We start from the raw sequence: 16,741 nt of genomic DNA on the forward strand, positions 1-16,741 counted from the left end.
AGGTGGGGCTTGCCACGCGAATTGGCATCGCTAAAATGGCGCCCGCCATGAGACCAGCCGCCTTCCTTCTCGCCGCGCTTTGCTGCGCGGCGAGCGCCCACGCCGCCCAGATTCCGTCCGATGCCGCATCGGTCGGCACATACTTTTCGTATGACAATGCGGCGGCCGACGCGACCGTCGACCTGATCGGGCAGGCGCAGCGCCGCGTGCTGCTGGCCGGCTACACGCACGTGCCGCCGGCGGTCGCGAGCGCGCTGCGCGCGGCCCGCGCGCGCGGGGTCGAGGTGCGTGTCGTGCTCGTGCGTTCGCCGCGCGCGGGCAGATACAGCGGCGCGGGCTATCTGAAGTCTTCCGGCATCGACGTGGCGATCGATTCGCGGCACGGCGATCCCGCGCCGCGCTTCGTGATCGTCGACGACAGCGTCGCGCTGACCACGCTGTCCGAAGGCGCGGCCGCGCATGCGGAAACGGTGAACGTGTTCCAGCGTGCGCCGGAGCTCGCGCAATCCTATGCCCAGTCGTTCTGGCGGCTGTACCGGCAGGCCGGCGGCCTCTGACCTTTTCCGTCGGCCCGCGCGGGCCGGTGTGACCCTGCTTGCATCGGCGCGACCGATGAACCATGCTCGTTGACAGGCGCCGACGCGGGTTTCGCGCATCCGGCGCAACGGCAGGGAGTCGATCGTGTTCGAGTGTTTTGCCGATCGCGCCGATGCCGGCTGCCAGCTGGCCGGTGCATTGCGCGATTACGCGGGGTGTGACGATGTCGTCGTGCTCGCGTTGCCGCGCGGCGGTGTACCCGTCGCCTATCCGGTCGCTTGTGCGCTGCATGCGCCGCTCGACGTGCTGGTCGTGCGCAAGCTCGGCGTGCCGTACGATCCCGAGCTCGCGATGGGCGCGATCGCGACGGGCGGGGCGATTCATCTGCAGCGTTCGGTGCTGCGTTCGATGAAGGTGTCCGACGCGCAGCTCGCCGACGTGATCGCGCGCGAGACGGCCGAACTGCATCGCCGTGAAGCGCTGTATCGCGGCGCCGAGCCGCCGCTGCCGGTCGAAGGGCGCATTGCGATCGTCGTCGACGACGGCGTCGCGACCGGCGCATCGATGCGCGTCGCGCTGCAGGCGTTACGCGAGCGTCATCCGGCGCGGATCATCGCGGCTGCACCGGTCGCGCCGGCGGGTACACGGCATGGGTTCGACGACCTGGCCGACGCGTTCGTCACCGTGACGCTGCCGCTGCCGTTTTTCGGGATCAGCCAGTTCTACGCGCGCTTCGAGCAGACGAGTGACGACGAGGTGCGCGCGTTGCTCGACGCGGCGCGGCGCTGATCCGGTGTCACGTCCGCCGGATGCGGCGCGGGCGAGGGCGGCGGGCTTCGGCCCACGCGAACACGCGCTGCAGCATCGGATGCACGTCCCCGTGCCAGCGTGCCCCCGTGAACAGCCCGTAGTGATCGCAGTCGTCGATGTCGATGCGAAAGCGCTCGTCGTCGGCGAGGCCGCTGCACAGGTCGAGCGCCGCGTGCGTCTGGCCGGCGCCCGTGACCTTGTCGCATGCGCCTTCGACGGTCAGCAGGACGAGGCCGCGCAACGCCGCCGGCTCGACGCGCCGGCCGCCCACGTCCCAGGTGCCGAGCGCCAGGCTCATGCGCTGGAACACGATGTCGACCGTATCGAGGAAATACTCGGCCGGCATGTCGAGCAGCGCCGTGTATTCGAGCAGCGCGCGCCGCGCGCCGGCGAGTCCGGTCATGTCGAAGCGCGACGCGGCCAGCGCGTACGCTTCGATCAGCGACAGGAAGCGCTGCGGGTACACGAGCGCGATCTCGCCCTGTTGCAGATAGGTGGGAAACACGTGGCGGCCGTGCCCCGCGAAGCCGGGCGGCACGACGTCGATCAGGTGGCGGCGGCACCAGGCGAGCGAATGGGCGGCAGCGGCGGTGCCGAGCGCACTCGGATTCCGGCGCGCGTCGAGCGGGCCGCCGATCAGCGTGACGCTCGCGGGCGACGGGAGACCGCGCGCCGCCCGCAGCGCCAGCGCGCCGAGCGCCGGCACGGTCGCCTGGCACACGGCGACGACATGCAGCGGCCGGTCGTCGTGCGCGAGCCCGTCGACGAAGCCGTCGAGCGTCGCGACGTACTCGTCGAGCCCGAAACGGCCCGACGCGAGCGGTACGTCGCGCGCATTGCGCCAGTCGGTCACGCAGACATCGCCGTCCGCGAGCAGCGTCTCGACGGTTTCCCGCATCATCACGGCCGCATGCCCGGCGAGCGGCGCGCACAGCAGCACCGTGCGCTGCGCGTCGGCCCGCGTGAAGCGCCGCAGGTCGCAGAACGGCGTGCGCGCGACGACGCGCTCGCCGAGCGCCGGCCATCCGATGTCGAAGTGCGGGGGCCCGTCCGGCGGCCCGAGCAGCGGCTCGAACAGGTCGTCGTAGCACGACGCCGCCGCGTGCGGCAGCGTGGCCGCGGGCCACGCGTCGAACGCATGCCGCGTCGCCGCGCGCCAGGCGCGCATCCATTCCCGCTGCTGCTCGACGAGGGCATACCACATGGCGAACCTTGGGGCGGAAGGGGGGTGAACTTGCATTATGGTCACTGTGGCCGGACATCGTGAGTCCCGCGCGCGGCGGGTTGATGTGCATCAGGCGCACGGGCGCGAAGGCCGGCCGAGCACGGTCCGCTATTTCGGCAAACGCGGTCGCGGCGCCGGCCCCCGCTCGTTGCGGGCGGGAACGGGCCCGAGCCCTAGGCGATGCCGCGCGACGCTGCTACAGTCGTCGCTCCCATTCCCCTGAAGCGGAGCGTTCGCGATGAAGCTGATCGGCATGCTGGATTCCCCGTTCGTGCGTCGGGTCGCCATTTCGGCGAAGCTGCTCGACCTCCCGTTCGAACACGAGTCGATCTCGGTGTTCCGTCATTTCGAGCAGTTCAGGGCGACCAACCCGGTCGTCAAGGCGCCGACGCTCGTGACCGACGACGGCGCGACGCTGCTCGATTCGTCGTTGATCGTCGACTATCTCGATCATCGGGTCGCGCCCGAGCGGCGCTTGCTGCCCGATACCGCCGATGCGCGGCTGCGCGCGCTCGTGCCGGTCGGTTTCGCGCTGGCGGCCGCCGAGAAGACCGTGCAGGTCGTCTACGAGCAGGCGCTGCGTCCGGCCGACAAGCAGCATGCGCCGTGGCTCGAGCGCGTACTGAGCCAGATCGAGGGCGCATACGGCGCCCTGGAGCCGCTCGTCGCGGCCGCGAACGGCTGGTTCGGCGGCGCGCGCCTGCTGCAGTCCGACGTGACGGTCGCGGTCGCATGGCGCTTCACGCAGTTCATGGCGGCCGACTACCCGACGCTCGCGCGGATCGATCCGGCCCGTTATCCGGCACTGGTCGCGCATTCGGCGCGGGCGGAGGCGCTGCCGGCGTTCGTCGAAACACCGCTCGTCTAGGCGTCGCGGCGACAGGGAGGGGCCCCCGCGCCGCTGCCCGTCGCCCGCTCAGCCTTGTCAGGCATGCCGTTGTCGATTGTTCTCGGCGGCTGACAAGTGACTTCGCATTCGCGCTGTTTATCCGGATGCGGCCGGTCCCTAGAATCCACTCCATCGAATGACGCCTTGCCTGATGGAGCCGCAGATGAAAGCCCTGATCGAATCGAGCCTGTACCACCCGTCCCTCGTGTTGCCGCTTGCCGCGCTGACGCAGTTGATGGTCGAGCGCGATTTCAATCTCGGTCAGGTCGGGCTGATCGTCGCGGCACGCGGTGCGCAGGCCGCCGTGTCGCGCTCGCGAGCGCTGATTTTCTGCCGCCACTGCGAAGCGCAGGCATGAGCGCGCCGGCGTCGAATGGATGAAAAAAAGCCCGGCCGGCGCAAGCCGGTCGGGCGGATCGGGTTCGATCGGGCCCCGGCTTCGGCCGGGGCTTTTTCATGGGTGACGCTCAGGCGCGTGCCGGCGACCCGACACTGTAGATATCCGCTTCGTCGTCTTCGCGCATCTGGCGCACGAGCTGATGAGCTTCGCGGCGCGACGCGACGGCCGGCGGCGAGCCCTTGAGCGGCTGGCGCGCGGTTTCGGCGAGCGCGACGACCGACACGATGCCGATCACGGCGGCGCCCATCATGTAATACGCGGGCATCATCAGGTTGTGCGTGACGTCGACCAGCCAGGCGGTCACGAGCGGCGTCGTGCCGCCGAACAGCGACACCGACACGTTGAAGCCGATCGCGAGCGCGCCGTAGCGGATCTCGGTCGGGAACAGCGCCGGCAGCGCCGACGGCATCACGCCGGTAAAGCACGACAGCAGCACGCCGAGGATCAGCAGCCCGCCGAACACCGACGCCGTGGTGCCCGCGTGGATCAGCATCATCGCCGGGATCGACAGCACGAGCAGGCCGACGCAGCCGGCGAGCATCACGGGCTTGCGGCCGACCTTGTCCGACAGGCGGCCGGCGGCGAGCGTGAGCGGCATCATCAGCACCATCACGATCAGCACGAGCACGAGGCTGTGCGATTCGTCGAAGTGCAGCGTCGACGACATGAAGCTCGGCAGGTACGACAGCACCATGTAGTCGGTCACGTTGAAGATCAGCACGAGGCCGACGCACAGCAGCAGGGCGCGCCAGTTGCGCATCAGCGTTTCGCGGAAGCGCGCCTTCGGCACGGCCTTGTCCTGCGCTTCGCGCTCTTCGGCCTGGCGCTTGAACGCGGGCGTTTCCTCGAGCTTCATCCGGATGTAGAGACCGATCAGGCCGAGCGGGCCGGCGATCAGGAACGGCACGCGCCAGCCCCACGACAGCAGCGCTTCCTGCGACAGCGACGCGGTGAGCAGCGCGACGACGCCCGCGCCCATCACGTAACCGATCAGCGTGCCGAACTCGAGGAAGCTGCCCATGAAGCCGCGGCGCTTGTCGGTCGAGAATTCGGCGATGAAGGTGGCGGCGCCGCCGTACTCGCCGCCGGTCGAGAAGCCCTGCACGAGGCGGGCGACGAGCAGCAGCACGGGCGCCATGATGCCGATCGACGCGTAGCTGGGGATCAGGCCGATCGCAAACGTGCCGACGGCCATCATGATCATCGTGGCGGCGAGCACGCGCTGGCGGCCGATGCGGTCGCCGAGCGGGCCGAACACCATGCCGCCGAGCGGACGCACGAGGAACGCGGCCGCGAACGTGCCGAAGGTCGCGAGCAGCTGCGCGGACGGGCTGCTGGACGGGAAGAACACCTTGCCGAGCGTGACGGCGATGTAGCTGTAGACGCCGAAGTCGAACCATTCCATCGCGTTGCCGATGGCCATGGCGCTGACGGCGCGCTTGAGGAGGCTCTGGTCGACGACGGTGATGTCGTCCGCGACGAGCGGGGCTTCGCCGGACGACGAAGCGGTGGAAGAAGCAGCGGTCGGGCTGACGTGTGTTGCGGTCAAGGTCATGCACTCCTTTGACTGCGCCGAACGGGCGGGCCGTCCGACACGGTTTGCCGGCGAGCGCGGTGTCGGATGCGGCGCGTCGGGGCAGACCTTTAAGCACTTACTGCATTGCAGGCGGTAAAGGGCCGTAAGGGGCTGCTTCGACGCGGGCCCGATGGGCCGTCGCGACAGTGCGCTCATGAAGAATGGGCCGCGTGATGCTGGCGGCAGATGCCGGTGCGGACGGTGTCCAGCGTTCCGGCAAGCGCCCCGGAGGGGCAACGAAACGAGAAAAGCGGGCCTGTCGGGCGGGCTTTCCTGTGGGTGCAATTTCGGTCGAAGCGCCGGCCCGCAACGCGCGGACGGACTTCTTGCGAAATCGAATAGACAGAGATTGAATGTTGAAACAGGCGACATGATAGCACGATGACGGATGATCATGCAAATTGCCGGGAAGCGCCCGCCTGGCGGGGCGTCCGGCGAGGGTGGCTCGGGTATGATCGGCGGCGCACGGCGGGGCCGTGCGGCCTCGGGTGACGGGGCCGAATTCACGAGGAACCGGATGACCGAACTGATGAGGATCGCGGCGCTGTTTGCCGCCACCGCGCTGGCCGAAATCGTCGGCTGTTACCTGCCGTGGCTCGTGCTGAAGGAGGGGCGGCCGCTGTGGCTGCTGGTGCCGGCCGCGCTGTCGCTCGCGCTGTTCGCGTGGCTGCTGACGCTGCACCCGAGTGCGGCGGGGCGCACCTATGCCGCGTACGGCGGCGTGTATATCGCGGTGGCGCTGGTCTGGCTGCGGGTGGTCGACGGTGTCGCGCTGACCCGCTGGGACGTGGCCGGCGCGGTGCTCGCGCTCGGCGGAATGGCGGTCATCGCGCTGCAGCCGCGCGTGTGAGCGCGGCGACGGCGCGTGCCGCCGGCCGCCTGCTTCAAGCCGCTTCGGCGGCGCCGGCTTCGGCGGACGTGCGCCACACGCAGGTGCCCTTGACCGACTTGTCGAGTTCGTCGAGCTGCGCCTGGTGCGCGGCGAGTTCGTCGTCGCTCGCGGTCACCACGACCAGATCGAGCGCGGCGAGCGACACGCGCTGGCCGTTGCCCGCACCGCCGTCGGCGCCCATGTCGTCGAGCATGTCGATCACGAGGCTGTCCTGGCCGCGCGTCATCGCCAGATACACCTCGGCGAGCAGCTCCGAGTCGAGCAGTGCGCCGTGCAGCGTACGGTGCGCGTTGCTGATGCCGAAGCGGTCGCACAGCGCGTCGAGCGAGTTGCGCTTGCCCGGGAACATCTGCTTGGCCTGCACCAGCGTGTCGATCACGCCGCCGCAATGCTCGGTGAACGGCGGCAGGCCGAGCCGCGCGAATTCCGCGTCGAGGAAGCCAAGGTCGAACGGCGCGTTGTGGATGATCAGCTCGGCATCCTTCACGAAGTCGAGGATCTGGTGGGCGACTTCCGCGAATTTCGGCTTGTCGCTCAAGAATTCGGTCGTGAGCCCGTGCACCGCCAGCGCGCCCGGATCGCTGTCGCGCTCCGGGTTCACGTAGAAGTGCAGGTTGTTGCCGGTGAGCCGCCGGTTCAGCAGCTCGACGCAGCCGATTTCGATGAGGCGGTCGCCCGTGCGGGCGTTCAGGCCGGTGGTTTCGGTATCGAGAATGATCTGGCGCATGTCGGGAAATACGTAGGAAACAGGGGAGCGGCCCGCGTTCAGGCCGTGAGCGATTCGACGCCGCGATTCGCGAGTGCGTCCGCGCGCTCGTTTTCGGGATGGCCCGCGTGGCCCTTGACCCAGCGCCACTCGACCTCGTGCTGCGCGACGAGCGCGTCGAGCCGCTTCCACAGGTCGGCGTTCTTCACGGGCGTTTTCGCCGCGGTGACCCAGCCTTTCTTCTTCCAGCCGTGGATCCACTCGCTGATGCCTTTCTGCACGTATTGCGAGTCGGTGTGCACGATCACCTGGCACGGCCGCTTCAGCGCTTCGAGCGCGGCGATCACGCCCATCAGCTCCATGCGGTTGTTGGTCGTGTTGGGCTCGCCGCCGAACAGCTCCTTCTCCTTGTCGCCGTAGCGCATCAGTGCGCCCCAGCCGCCGGGGCCGGGGTTGCCCTTGCAGGCGCCGTCGGTATAGATGTCGATGGTATCGGTAGTCATGAATGTTCTTGATGGGTGGTCGGGGAGGCCGCCGGCGTGAGGCCCGGTGCGAGCACGGGCTTCTTCATCCGGATCTGGCCGACGAGGCGCATGCCGCGCACGCGCTTGACGGCCGTCACCATGTAGACGGCGCCGAAGATCGGCCACCAGCGGTCGCCGGCGGCTTCCATGAAGCCGTAGCGGGCCAGCCACTGGTCGGTGACGAGCGGCGGCCGGTAGCAGCCGAAGCGGCCGCGTTCGAGGTCGAAGCCGAGCAGCTTGATCCAGTCCTTGAGCCGGATGAACGCGATCTGGTCGCGCGTGGCCGGCACGAACGGGCGGTTCGCCATGCGCCCGAACGATTGCCGCATGCCCCACAGGCTGAGCGAATTGAAGCCGGTGATCACGAGCTGGCCTTCCGGCATCAGCACGCGTTCGGCCTCGCGCAGCAGCCGGTGCGGATCGGACGTGAATTCGAGCGTGTGCGGCATCACGATCAGGTCGACGCTTTGCGACTCGAACGGCAGGTCGAGCAGGTCGCACCAGGTCGTGCTGCGGCCGTCGGGCGCGTGCTCGGGCGCATGCGCTTCGCGCGCCCACGGATACTGGTACGGCGCGCTCGCGCCGCTCGCCGGATCGAGCACGAGGCCGCGATACGGCATGCGGTTCTCGCGCAGCGCGTCGAGCTGCGGCAGGCCGAGCTGCAGCGCGTGGAACCCGAAGACGTCGGACACGATCCGGTCGAGCTGCGCCTGCTCCCAGCCCAGCACGTAGCGGCCGGGTGGTGAGTCGGTCCAGGCGGGCCAGTCTATAATTTGACGGTCAGACATAACGATGATTGCGCGCCCATGAACGAGCTGGAATACGTGCCGGTTCCGGCATTCGATGACAACTATATCTGGCTCGTCTCGGACGGCCGCGATGCGATTGCCGTCGATCCGGGGGAAGCCGCGCCGGTGCGCCGGGTTCTAGCCGAACGAGGCTGGCGGTTGACCGCTATTTTACTCACGCACCATCACGCCGACCACGTCGGCGGTGTCGCGGCCCTGCGCGATAGCCAACCGGACGATGTTCCGCTCGTCGTTTACGGCCCCGCGGCCGAGGCGATCGGCGTGGTCACGCAGCCGCTTTCGGGCGGCGCGCGTGTGACGCTCGAGGCGCCGGCCGCCACGTTCGACGTGCTCGACGTGCCGGGCCATACGCGCGGCCACATCGCCTATTTCCAGGCGGCCGGGCAGCGCAACGCGGCGCCGCACGTGTTCTGCGGCGACACGCTGTTCTCGTGCGGTTGCGGGCGCCTGTTCGAGGGCACGCCCGCGCAGATGCTCGCGTCGCTCGACGCGCTCGCGGCGTTGCCGGGCGACACCCACGTGCATTGCGCACACGAATACACGCTGTCCAACATCCGCTTCGCGCTCGCGTGCGAGCCCGGCAATGCGGCGCTCGCCGCGTGGCGCGACGACGCACAGGCGCTGCGCGCGCGCGGCGTGCCGACACTGCCCACTACGATCGCGCACGAGCGTGCCGTTAACCCGTTCATGCGTGCGGACAGCGAGGCGATCCGCGCGACGCTCGAAGCGGAACTGCACGAAACGGTGCCGGATCGTCTGACGGCGTTCACGCTGATGCGCGAGTGGAAAAACCGGTTCCGATGATGATTTTCGGAGGACTCCAAAGCTCAAGCGGAGTCTGTAAAAATTGCTCCAAATGTAGGATTTCGCTGAGTTTTCGGTGTTTTTATTGACGTGAAGCACGCACTTCCGTAGTATCGCCTGCAATTTCCAGCCGTCGGAAGCAGAGATTTTCATGCGACTTATATTGAGTGCGATGGTGGTTCTGCTGCTCGCCGCTTGTGCGAGCCAGGCCCCTGTCGCCAACAACGCCGCCGATTCGCAGGCGACGTCCACCTACCTCCGTAAATCCGCCACCGCCAAAGAAACTGTCGACGTCGACAAGCAATCCGTCGGCGATCTGACCAGTGCGGACTCCGATCTCTGGGGTCGCATCCGCCGCGGTTTCCAGATGCCCGACCTGCAGACCGACCTCGTCGACATGCAGACCACGTGGTACACGCAGCGCCCGGACTACGTGCAGCGCATGACCGAGCGCTCGCAGAAGTACCTGTACCACATCGTCGAGGAACTCGAGGCGCGTCACATGCCGACCGAGCTCGCGCTGCTGCCGTTCATCGAGTCTGCGTACAACCCGCAGGCGCTGTCGGTCGCGAAGGCGGCCGGCATGTGGCAGTTCATGCCCGGCACTGGCCGCACGTACAACCTGAAGCGCAACATGTGGCAGGACGAGCGCCGCGACGTGCTCGCGTCGACGAGCGCCGCGCTCGACTACCTGTCGCGCCTGCATGACATGTTCGGCGACTGGTATCTCGCGCTGGCCGCGTACAACTGGGGCGAGGGCAACGTGCAGCGCGCGATCGCCCGCAACCAGGCGGCCGGCCTGCCGACCGACTACCTGAGCCTGCGGATGCCGAACGAGACGCGCAACTACGTGCCGAAGCTGCAGGCGGTGAAGAACATCATCGCGAATCCGCAGCAGTACGGCCTTGTGCTGCCGGACATCCCGAACCACCCGTATTTCGTGACGGTCACGACGTCGCGCGACATCGACGTGGCGGTGGCCGCGAAGCTCGCGAACCTGTCGCTCGACGAATTCCGCTCGCTGAACCCGTCGTTCTCGAAGCCGGTGATCCTCGGCGCGACCGAGCCGCAGATCCTGCTGCCGTTCGACAACGCGTCGGCGTTCGAGAAGAACCTGAAGGCATACAACGGCCAGCTGTCGTCGTGGACCACCTATACGGTCAGCGAGCGGGCGCGGCCGGCCGCGATCGCCGAGAAGATCGGCGTCGACGCCGATACGCTGATGTCGATCAACAAGATTCCGGCCGGCATGCGCCTGAAGCCGGGCTCGACGATCGTCGTGCCGCGCGGCGATGACGACGACGAGGACATCAGCGCCGACGTCGCCGAAAACGGCGCGCTCGCGATGGAACCCGACGTACCCGACACGCGCAAGATGCTGATCCGCGTGCGCCGCAAGCAGTCGATGGCGGCGATCGCCGGCCGCTACGGCGTGTCGGTCGGCCAGCTCAAGGCGTGGAACCGTACGCACCGCGATCTCGCGATGCCGGGCCAGGCGCTCGTGCTGCACGTGCCGGTCGGCCGTTCGGTGCCGGCGGAACCCGGCCCGGAGCGGATCGCGACGTCGGCCGGCGGCGCGCACATCGAGCGCGCGAGCCTGGCGGTCGGCGGCAAGTCGCACGGCGCAAAGCGCGGCGCGGCGAAGCCGGCGGCCAAAGCGACGAAGGCGGCACCGGCCAAGGCCGCCGCGCACAAGGGCAAGAAGAAGTAACGCAGTCGCGAACGCATCGTGCGGCCGGCCCGGTTCGCGCGGTTGCGGTATCATCCGACGAAATGCAAGGAAACGCCGTCACCGAGGTGACGGCGTTTTTGTTTGTGCGGGGCGCGGGGGCGCTGCTTCGATGGTCTTCATACAAGAAGGGGGAGTGATGTCGTCGGTGCAGGTGAGGGTGCTCGCGCTGTTTTCGGTCGGGTATTTCGTGTCGTACGTGTTTCGCGGTGTCAATCTGGGCTTCGCGCCGTTCGTCACGCACGAGCTCGGGTTGTCGGCCGCCGATCTCGGCCTGCTCACCAGTCTCTATTTCCTCGGCTTCGCGGGCGCGCAGATTCCGGCGGGCGTGATGCTCGACCACTTCGGCCCGCGCCGCGTGACGGCCGGCATGCTGCTGTTCGCGGCGGCCGGCGCGGCCGTGTTCGGCGCCGCGCACAGTCTCGGCACGATGATGGTCGGCCGGCTGCTGATCGGCGTCGGCGTCTCGGTGTGTCTCGGCGCGGCGTTCAAGGCGCTCGCGCAGCATTTCCCGGTCGGCCGGCTGCCGCTCGTCAACGGCCTCGTGATGGCCGTGGGCGGCCTCGGCGGCGTGATGGTCGGCTCGCCGCTGACCTGGCTGCTCGGCTGGACGAGCTGGCGCGCGATCTGTTTCGGCCTCGCGGTGCTGACGGTGATCGTCGCGGCGTCGATCGGGCTGGGCGCACCCGAAGCGCAGCAGGTGCGCCACCAGGGCGGGCTCGTCAGCCAGTTCAAGGGCACGTGGCACATCCTGAGCAGCCGTGCGTTCTGGAAGATCTCGTCGTTCTCCGTCGTCACGCAGGGCGTGTTCTACGCGATGCAGTCGCTGTGGGTCGGGCCGTACCTGCGCGACGTCGCGGGGTTCGATGCGCCGCATGCCGCGCGCCTCGTGTCGGTGCTCGGCTTCGCGATGATGGCCGGCTGCGTCGGCTTCGGCGCCGCGGCGCGGGTGCTCGAGCGGCGCGGCGTGTCCGTGTACGCATTCTGCGGCGTCGGCATGGCGCTGTTCGTCGCGACGCAGGCCGCGATCGTCGCGCGCGTGCCGTTGCCGCCGGCCGTGCTGTGGGCCGCTTACGGGATGTTCGGCGGCGTCGGCATCCTGACCTACGCGGTGATGGCCGGGCATTTTCCCGCTCACCTGATCGGCCGCGCGAACACGACGCTCACGCTCGTGATCTTCCTGCTGATCTTTGCGTTCCAGATCGGGGTCGGCGCGGTGCTGACGCACTGGCCGGCGGTCGACGGCCGCTATCCGGCCGCCGCGCACTTCACCGCGTGGGGTGTGCTGCTCGTGCTGCAGCTCGCGAGCGCGGTCTGGTACGTCTGGCCCGCGCGCGGCGCTGGTCAAGCGCACTGATCCGGCGGTACGCTGGCGGGTAGGGCGGCCGCGTAAACGGGGCCGCAGTGCGTTGCGCCGCGTCGCCGGATGCGGCGCGCGCACGATCGGACGGCCATATCAATTGAAGATAGGGCCATTTTCAGGCTATAATTTGAAAGTTTGTGCTGATCAACCTCGCACCCTAGCGCCTACCTCATTCATCCCGTTCATCCGCCGCACGCCGCCTGCCGGGCGATGCCGCGAAGCCTCGTGCGCCACGCGCCGGGTTCGCGTCTCGACAACGCAGGCCGCGTCCAGCAAGCGACCACGCGCGCCCACGCAGCGCGGCGCTCGCGCGGCAGGGTAAACAGGTCGGCAGCAGGGTGTTCCCCAAGGAGCCTCCCGTGTTGCCGTCTTTTACTCCCGCCTTGCTTGCACTCGCCGACGGCACGGTCTTTCGTGGTTATTCGATCGGGGCCGAAGGCCACACGATCGGCGAAGTCGTGTTCAATACCGCGATCACCGGCTATCAGGAAATCCTGACTGACCCGAGCTACTCGCGCCAGATCGTCACGCTGACCTACCCGCATATCGGCAACGTCGGCGTCAACGCCGAAGACGTCGAAGCCACGAAAGTCCATGCCGCCGGCCTGATCATCCGTGATCTGCCGTCGCTCGCATCGAACTTCCGCATGGACCGCACGCTCGGTGATTACCTGCGCGACGAAGGCGTCGTCGCGATCGCCGGCATCGACACCCGCAAGCTGACCCGTATCCTGCGCGACAAGGGCGCGCAGAACGGCTGCATCCTGACGGGCTCGGACGACGAAGCGAAGGCGATCGAACTCGCGCGCTCGTTCCCGGGTCTCGCCGGCATGGATCTCGCGAAGGTCGTGTCGACCACGAAGCCGTTCGAGTGGAAGCAGACCGAATGGCGCCTCGAAGGCGGCTACGGCATGCAGGAAGCGCCGAAGTACCGCGTCGTCGCGTACGATTTCGGCGTCAAGTACAACATCCTGCGCATGCTCGCGGAGCGCGGCTGCCACGTGACGGTGCTGCCGGCACAGGCGAGCGCGGAAGATGCGCTCGCGCTGAATCCGGACGGCGTGTTCCTGTCGAACGGCCCCGGCGATCCGGAACCGTGCGACTACGCGATCGCGGCCACGAAGCAGTTCATCGAGCGCGGCGTGCCGACCTTCGGGATCTGCCTGGGTCACCAGATCATGGGCCTCGCGGTCGGCGCGAAGACGCTGAAGATGAAGACGGGCCACCACGGCGCGAACCACCCGGTGAAGGATCTCGGCGACGGTCGCGTGGTGATCACGTCGCAGAACCACGGCTTCGCGGTCGACGCGGATTCGCTGCCGGCCAACGCGCGCGTGACGCACGTGTCGCTGTTCGACGGCACGCTGCAGGGCTTCGAGCTGACCGACAAGCCGGCATTCTGCTTCCAGGGCCACCCGGAAGCGTCGCCCGGCCCGCACGACATCGGCTACCTGTTCGACCGTTTCACCGCGCTGATGGACGCGGCGAAGCAGCGCAACGCCTGACGTCAACGACGCAACCGAAGAACGGGAGATTCGCATCATGTTCGGCCACGCACTCGGCATCACGGATATCTGGACCTACGTGTTCGGCGTGATCTTCATCATCCTGCTGCCGGGGCCGAACTCGATGTACGTGCTGTCGCTCGCGGCGCAGCGCGGCGTGAAGGCCGGCTATCGTGCGGCGTGCGGGGTGTTCGTCGGCGACACGGTGCTGATGGTGCTGTCCGCCGCCGGCGTCGCGTCGCTGCTGAAGGCGAACCCGCTGCTGTTTTCCGTCGTCAAGTACGGCGGCGCCGCGTATCTGCTCTACATCGGCACCGGCATGCTGCGCAGCGCGTGGCAGAAGCTGCGCGCGCGCGGCGACGAGCCGGTCGAGGCAGCGCCCGCGGTCGATGGCGAGCGGCCGTTCCGCAAGGCGCTGATCGTGAGCCTGCTGAATCCGAAGGCGATCCTGTTCTTCATCTCGTTCTTCATCCAGTTCGTCGACCCGGCATTCCCGCATCCCGCGCTGTCGTTCGTCGTGCTCGGGGCGATCGCGCAATGCGCGAGCTTCCTGTACCTGAGCACGCTGATCTTCGCGGGTGCGCGGCTTGCCGAGCACTTCCGCCGCCGCCGCAAGCTTGCAGCAGGCGCGGCGAGCAGCGTGGGCGGCCTGTTCATCGGATTCTCGGTGAAGCTCGCGCTGGCGACGATGAGTTAAGCGAGTCACCCGACGATCGAACGCTTGCGCGTTTGCAGGTCGGGTGGCGGCCCAATAAAAAGAATCGACCAATCATCCGGGGAAACCATTTTGACTGACACGCCAGGAAGCAATTCGTTGAGCGAGAGCACTGCATCGATCGATTTGACGGCCGCATCCGCGGCTGCCACGCCGCGGAATGAGGCGGACGGGGCGGTCGCGCGCATTCGGATGTCGATCGACATCGAGTCGTCCACTGCCGTGCTGTCCTTCGGCGACGACGCGATGCGCGAGCTCAGCGCGTATTCGGATCGCATCCTGGCAGACGTGAAAGGCAAGGATGTAGGCGAAGCGGGGGCGCTGCTGTCGAATCTGCAGGACCAGATCCGTTCACTGGATCCGGAGTCGTTGCAGAAGCAGGGTTTCGTTTCGCGTATGCTCGGCACCGCGCAGCGGGCAGTCGAGCGTTTCGTGCGCCGCTACGAGGATGTGTCGGCCCAGATCAACGAGGTGGCGCTGCGGCTCGAGATATGGCGCGAGGCGATGCGTCGCGACATCGCGATGCTGGACGACCTGCACGCGAACGGCGTCCAGTATGTGAAGAACCTGGACACCTACATCACGGCGGGCGAGCAGTACGTCGCTGAATTCCGGCAAAGCCGTATGCCGGAATTGCAGGCCGCGATGAGCGGCTTGTCGGACGATGCGCGCGCGCTCCAGCAGGAGAAGGTGCAGGATCTCGCACGCAACATCGATCGGCTCGAGCGCAAGGTGCACGACCTGAAGCTCGCGCGAATGGTCGGGTTGCAGCGCCTGCCGCAGATCCGCATCGTGCAGAACGGTGATGCCCTGCTGGTGGACAAGATCCATACGGCGATTCATACCGCGATTCCCGCATGGAAGGCGCAGTTCATCACCGCGCTTGCGCTTGAGCGGCAGAAGCAGGCGTACGAGACGCAGCAGGCCGTGGTCGACATGACCAATGAACTGCTGCGCAAGAATGCCGAGCAACTGCACCGCAGCGCTACGTCGATCGAGCAGGCAAGCCAGCGTAGCGTCATCGATATCGAATCGGTGCGTCATGCGAATGAATTGCTGCTGCGCACGGTGGGTGACGTAATGGAAATCCAGGCGGAAGGCCGGAAGAACCGCGCAGCCGTCGAGGTCGAATTGAAGAAGCTCGAATCCGATCTGCGGACGTCGTTGGCACGTCAGGCGGCGGGGGCGTGATGCTGCGCTGGGGCGGACGACTTCAATTGCCCAAGGTACGGCCGAAAGGCGGCACCCGGCTCTTTGTCCGTGCGTTGTGGATGAGCTTGTGGCACGGATTCGTGGCTTACGGTTCCGCGTTCGCGGGAACGGCGGTCGGGGTGGGTGCGGCGTCGCTGGTCGCCGCAGTCGGTCTGGTGGACAAGTTGCACGAATTCGACAAGCACGCCCGGTTCGTGGATTTTGGGCCGTGGGTGATCGCGGTGATGATCGCGGGTGCAGGCATGTCGCTCTTCCTGATGGGAGCGGTGATGGGGTTGGCGTTCCGCCACTTGTACCTGGTGCCGCGCGTCCATCTTGCCATCGGGCTTCTGACCGCTTTTGCCTATTTTCTGCCGACGGTCTGGCTGAGCGTAGGATGGATCGTGTTGCCGGCTGCGCTGCTCGTCTGGTGGGGGCTGCGCGCGCTGGAAACCCCGGACTCCGCGCGGATCGAGTGGTTGTTGCACAAGTATTACCGCGGGTTCCCGGAACTGCAGGACTGGATTCGGGAATACATCCTAACCGCGTGGATGTCGTCGTCACGAGCGGCGCCGCAGCCGCTGCAGCAAGCCGAGCTTTCGTCCGTGGCGGGTTCGGCGGCGAACAGGCACGGACTGGCGTCAAGCCTCCTCGACGAACAAATGGCCGAAATGAGCCAGATGCACGCGCAACTGAAGGGCAGTGTGATCGAGGACGAATGGAGTGCGCTGATCAGGACCAGCCAGCGTATCCATCGAATGGTGGGCACCGATGCCGAGCGGTACAGCCTGTTGAACCACTTTCTCGCGTCGCAATTGCCCAACGCGATCAGGCTTGGTTGGTTTTTCATCAAGGCTGACGGATTGACAGAATCGAACCCGTCCCGAGCGGAACACATGCGTGAAATCGAGGCGGGTCTCAAGGGACTGCTCGGCCAGTTCGAGAAGGTGCAGAACCAGATGGCGGAGAGTGATCTGGAGGGACTCCAGGCGCTACTTCGCGTCCTGAATGAAGATTTGAAGCAGGCAGAGCAGCGGGAGGCCAGCGCGCCTCTCCTGTGAAGTCG

17 protein-coding genes are annotated in these 16,741 nt (G+C 67.4%); 12 read left to right on the top strand and 5 right to left on the bottom strand.

Features of this window, described 5'->3' with window-relative positions:
* Positions 1 to 35 precede the first annotated feature (35 nt).
* Together CFB41_RS06510 and CFB41_RS06515 are read left to right on the top strand one after the other, a co-directional pair.
* Positions 36 to 557 (top strand): phospholipase D-like domain-containing protein, encoded by a 522-nt coding sequence (locus CFB41_RS06510; RefSeq protein WP_069247634.1) that lies wholly within the window; start codon positions 36 to 38, stop codon positions 555 to 557.
* Between the two features lie 124 nt (positions 558 to 681).
* A complete protein-coding gene (locus CFB41_RS06515; protein ID WP_089455957.1) occupies positions 682 to 1,326 on the top strand; it encodes a phosphoribosyltransferase in 645 nt (214 codons plus the stop codon).
* Between the two features lie 7 nt (positions 1,327 to 1,333).
* On the opposite strand, the gene CFB41_RS06520 is transcribed toward CFB41_RS06515, so the two are convergent.
* A complete protein-coding gene (locus CFB41_RS06520) occupies positions 1,334 to 2,551 on the bottom strand; it encodes a polyhydroxyalkanoate depolymerase (protein ID WP_089455958.1) in 1,218 nt (405 codons plus the stop codon).
* Positions 2,552 to 2,810: 259 nt separating this feature from the next.
* On the opposite strand from CFB41_RS06520, the gene CFB41_RS06525 reads away from it, so the two are divergent.
* Both CFB41_RS06525 and CFB41_RS06530 read left to right on the top strand, forming a co-directional pair.
* Positions 2,811 to 3,440, top strand: a complete 630-nt coding sequence (locus tag CFB41_RS06525; RefSeq protein WP_089455959.1) for a glutathione S-transferase family protein — start codon at positions 2,811 to 2,813, stop codon at positions 3,438 to 3,440.
* Positions 3,441 to 3,624: 184 nt separating this feature from the next.
* Entirely contained in the window at positions 3,625 to 3,819 is a 195-nt protein-coding gene (locus tag CFB41_RS06530; protein ID WP_069249260.1) for a hypothetical protein, read from the top strand.
* Positions 3,820 to 3,928: 109 nt separating this feature from the next.
* Here CFB41_RS06530 and proP read toward each other — a convergent pair whose 3' ends face one another.
* Entirely contained in the window at positions 3,929 to 5,416 is a 1,488-nt protein-coding gene (gene proP / locus CFB41_RS06535) for a glycine betaine/L-proline transporter ProP (RefSeq protein ID WP_089439693.1), read from the bottom strand.
* 538 nt (positions 5,417 to 5,954) lie between these two features.
* On the opposite strand from proP, the gene CFB41_RS06545 reads away from it, so the two are divergent.
* Positions 5,955 to 6,287 carry a YnfA family protein gene (locus CFB41_RS06545; RefSeq protein WP_089439694.1) on the top strand — a complete coding sequence of 111 codons (333 nt, stop codon included), beginning with the start codon at positions 5,955 to 5,957 and terminating at the stop codon, positions 6,285 to 6,287.
* A gap of 34 nt (positions 6,288 to 6,321) precedes the next feature.
* Here CFB41_RS06545 and dnaQ read toward each other — a convergent pair whose 3' ends face one another.
* From dnaQ to CFB41_RS06560, 3 genes are read right to left on the bottom strand one after another with little or no spacing between them, the layout of a single operon-like run.
* On the bottom strand, positions 6,322 to 7,056 hold the full coding sequence (dnaQ, locus tag CFB41_RS06550) for a DNA polymerase III subunit epsilon (protein ID WP_089439695.1): 735 nt from the start codon (positions 7,054 to 7,056) through the stop codon (positions 6,322 to 6,324).
* Between the two features lie 38 nt (positions 7,057 to 7,094).
* On the bottom strand, positions 7,095 to 7,538 hold the full coding sequence (gene rnhA, locus CFB41_RS06555) for a ribonuclease HI (RefSeq protein ID WP_039347704.1): 444 nt from the start codon (positions 7,536 to 7,538) through the stop codon (positions 7,095 to 7,097).
* On the bottom strand, positions 7,535 to 8,347 hold the full coding sequence (locus CFB41_RS06560) for a class I SAM-dependent methyltransferase (RefSeq protein WP_089439696.1): 813 nt from the start codon (positions 8,345 to 8,347) through the stop codon (positions 7,535 to 7,537). Before CFB41_RS06560 ends, rnhA begins: the two co-directional genes overlap by 4 nt.
* 18 nt (positions 8,348 to 8,365) lie before the next feature.
* On the opposite strand from CFB41_RS06560, the gene gloB reads away from it, so the two are divergent.
* The 7 genes from gloB (at position 8,366) to CFB41_RS06600 (ending at position 16,736) form a co-directional block, all read left to right on the top strand.
* Positions 8,366 to 9,172 (top strand): hydroxyacylglutathione hydrolase, encoded by an 807-nt coding sequence (gene gloB, locus CFB41_RS06565; protein ID WP_089455960.1) that lies wholly within the window; start codon positions 8,366 to 8,368, stop codon positions 9,170 to 9,172.
* 151 nt (positions 9,173 to 9,323) lie between these two features.
* On the top strand, positions 9,324 to 10,883 hold the full coding sequence (locus CFB41_RS06570; RefSeq protein ID WP_089455961.1) for a transglycosylase SLT domain-containing protein: 1,560 nt from the start codon (positions 9,324 to 9,326) through the stop codon (positions 10,881 to 10,883).
* Between the two features lie 157 nt (positions 10,884 to 11,040).
* A complete protein-coding gene (locus CFB41_RS06575; RefSeq protein ID WP_089455962.1) occupies positions 11,041 to 12,258 on the top strand; it encodes a nitrate/nitrite transporter in 1,218 nt (405 codons plus the stop codon).
* Between the two features lie 365 nt (positions 12,259 to 12,623).
* On the top strand, positions 12,624 to 13,769 hold the full coding sequence (carA, locus tag CFB41_RS06585; RefSeq protein WP_041492797.1) for a glutamine-hydrolyzing carbamoyl-phosphate synthase small subunit: 1,146 nt from the start codon (positions 12,624 to 12,626) through the stop codon (positions 13,767 to 13,769).
* A gap of 37 nt (positions 13,770 to 13,806) precedes the next feature.
* The gene (gene leuE, locus CFB41_RS06590; RefSeq protein ID WP_039347686.1) at positions 13,807 to 14,466 is read left to right on the top strand and encodes a leucine efflux protein LeuE; all 660 of its coding nucleotides are present in this window, start codon (positions 13,807 to 13,809) and stop codon (positions 14,464 to 14,466) included.
* Between the two features lie 24 nt (positions 14,467 to 14,490).
* A complete protein-coding gene (locus CFB41_RS06595) occupies positions 14,491 to 15,675 on the top strand; it encodes a toxic anion resistance protein (protein WP_144029905.1) in 1,185 nt (394 codons plus the stop codon).
* Positions 15,672 to 16,736 carry a 5-bromo-4-chloroindolyl phosphate hydrolysis family protein gene (locus CFB41_RS06600; RefSeq protein WP_144029906.1) on the top strand — a complete coding sequence of 355 codons (1,065 nt, stop codon included), beginning with the start codon at positions 15,672 to 15,674 and terminating at the stop codon, positions 16,734 to 16,736. Before CFB41_RS06595 ends, CFB41_RS06600 begins: the two co-directional genes overlap by 4 nt.
* Positions 16,737 to 16,741: the final 5 nt, after the last annotated feature.

Origin of the sequence: Burkholderia sp. AU33803 (genome assembly GCF_002223095.1) — a bacterium.
GTDB lineage: Bacteria > Pseudomonadota > Gammaproteobacteria > Burkholderiales > Burkholderiaceae > Burkholderia.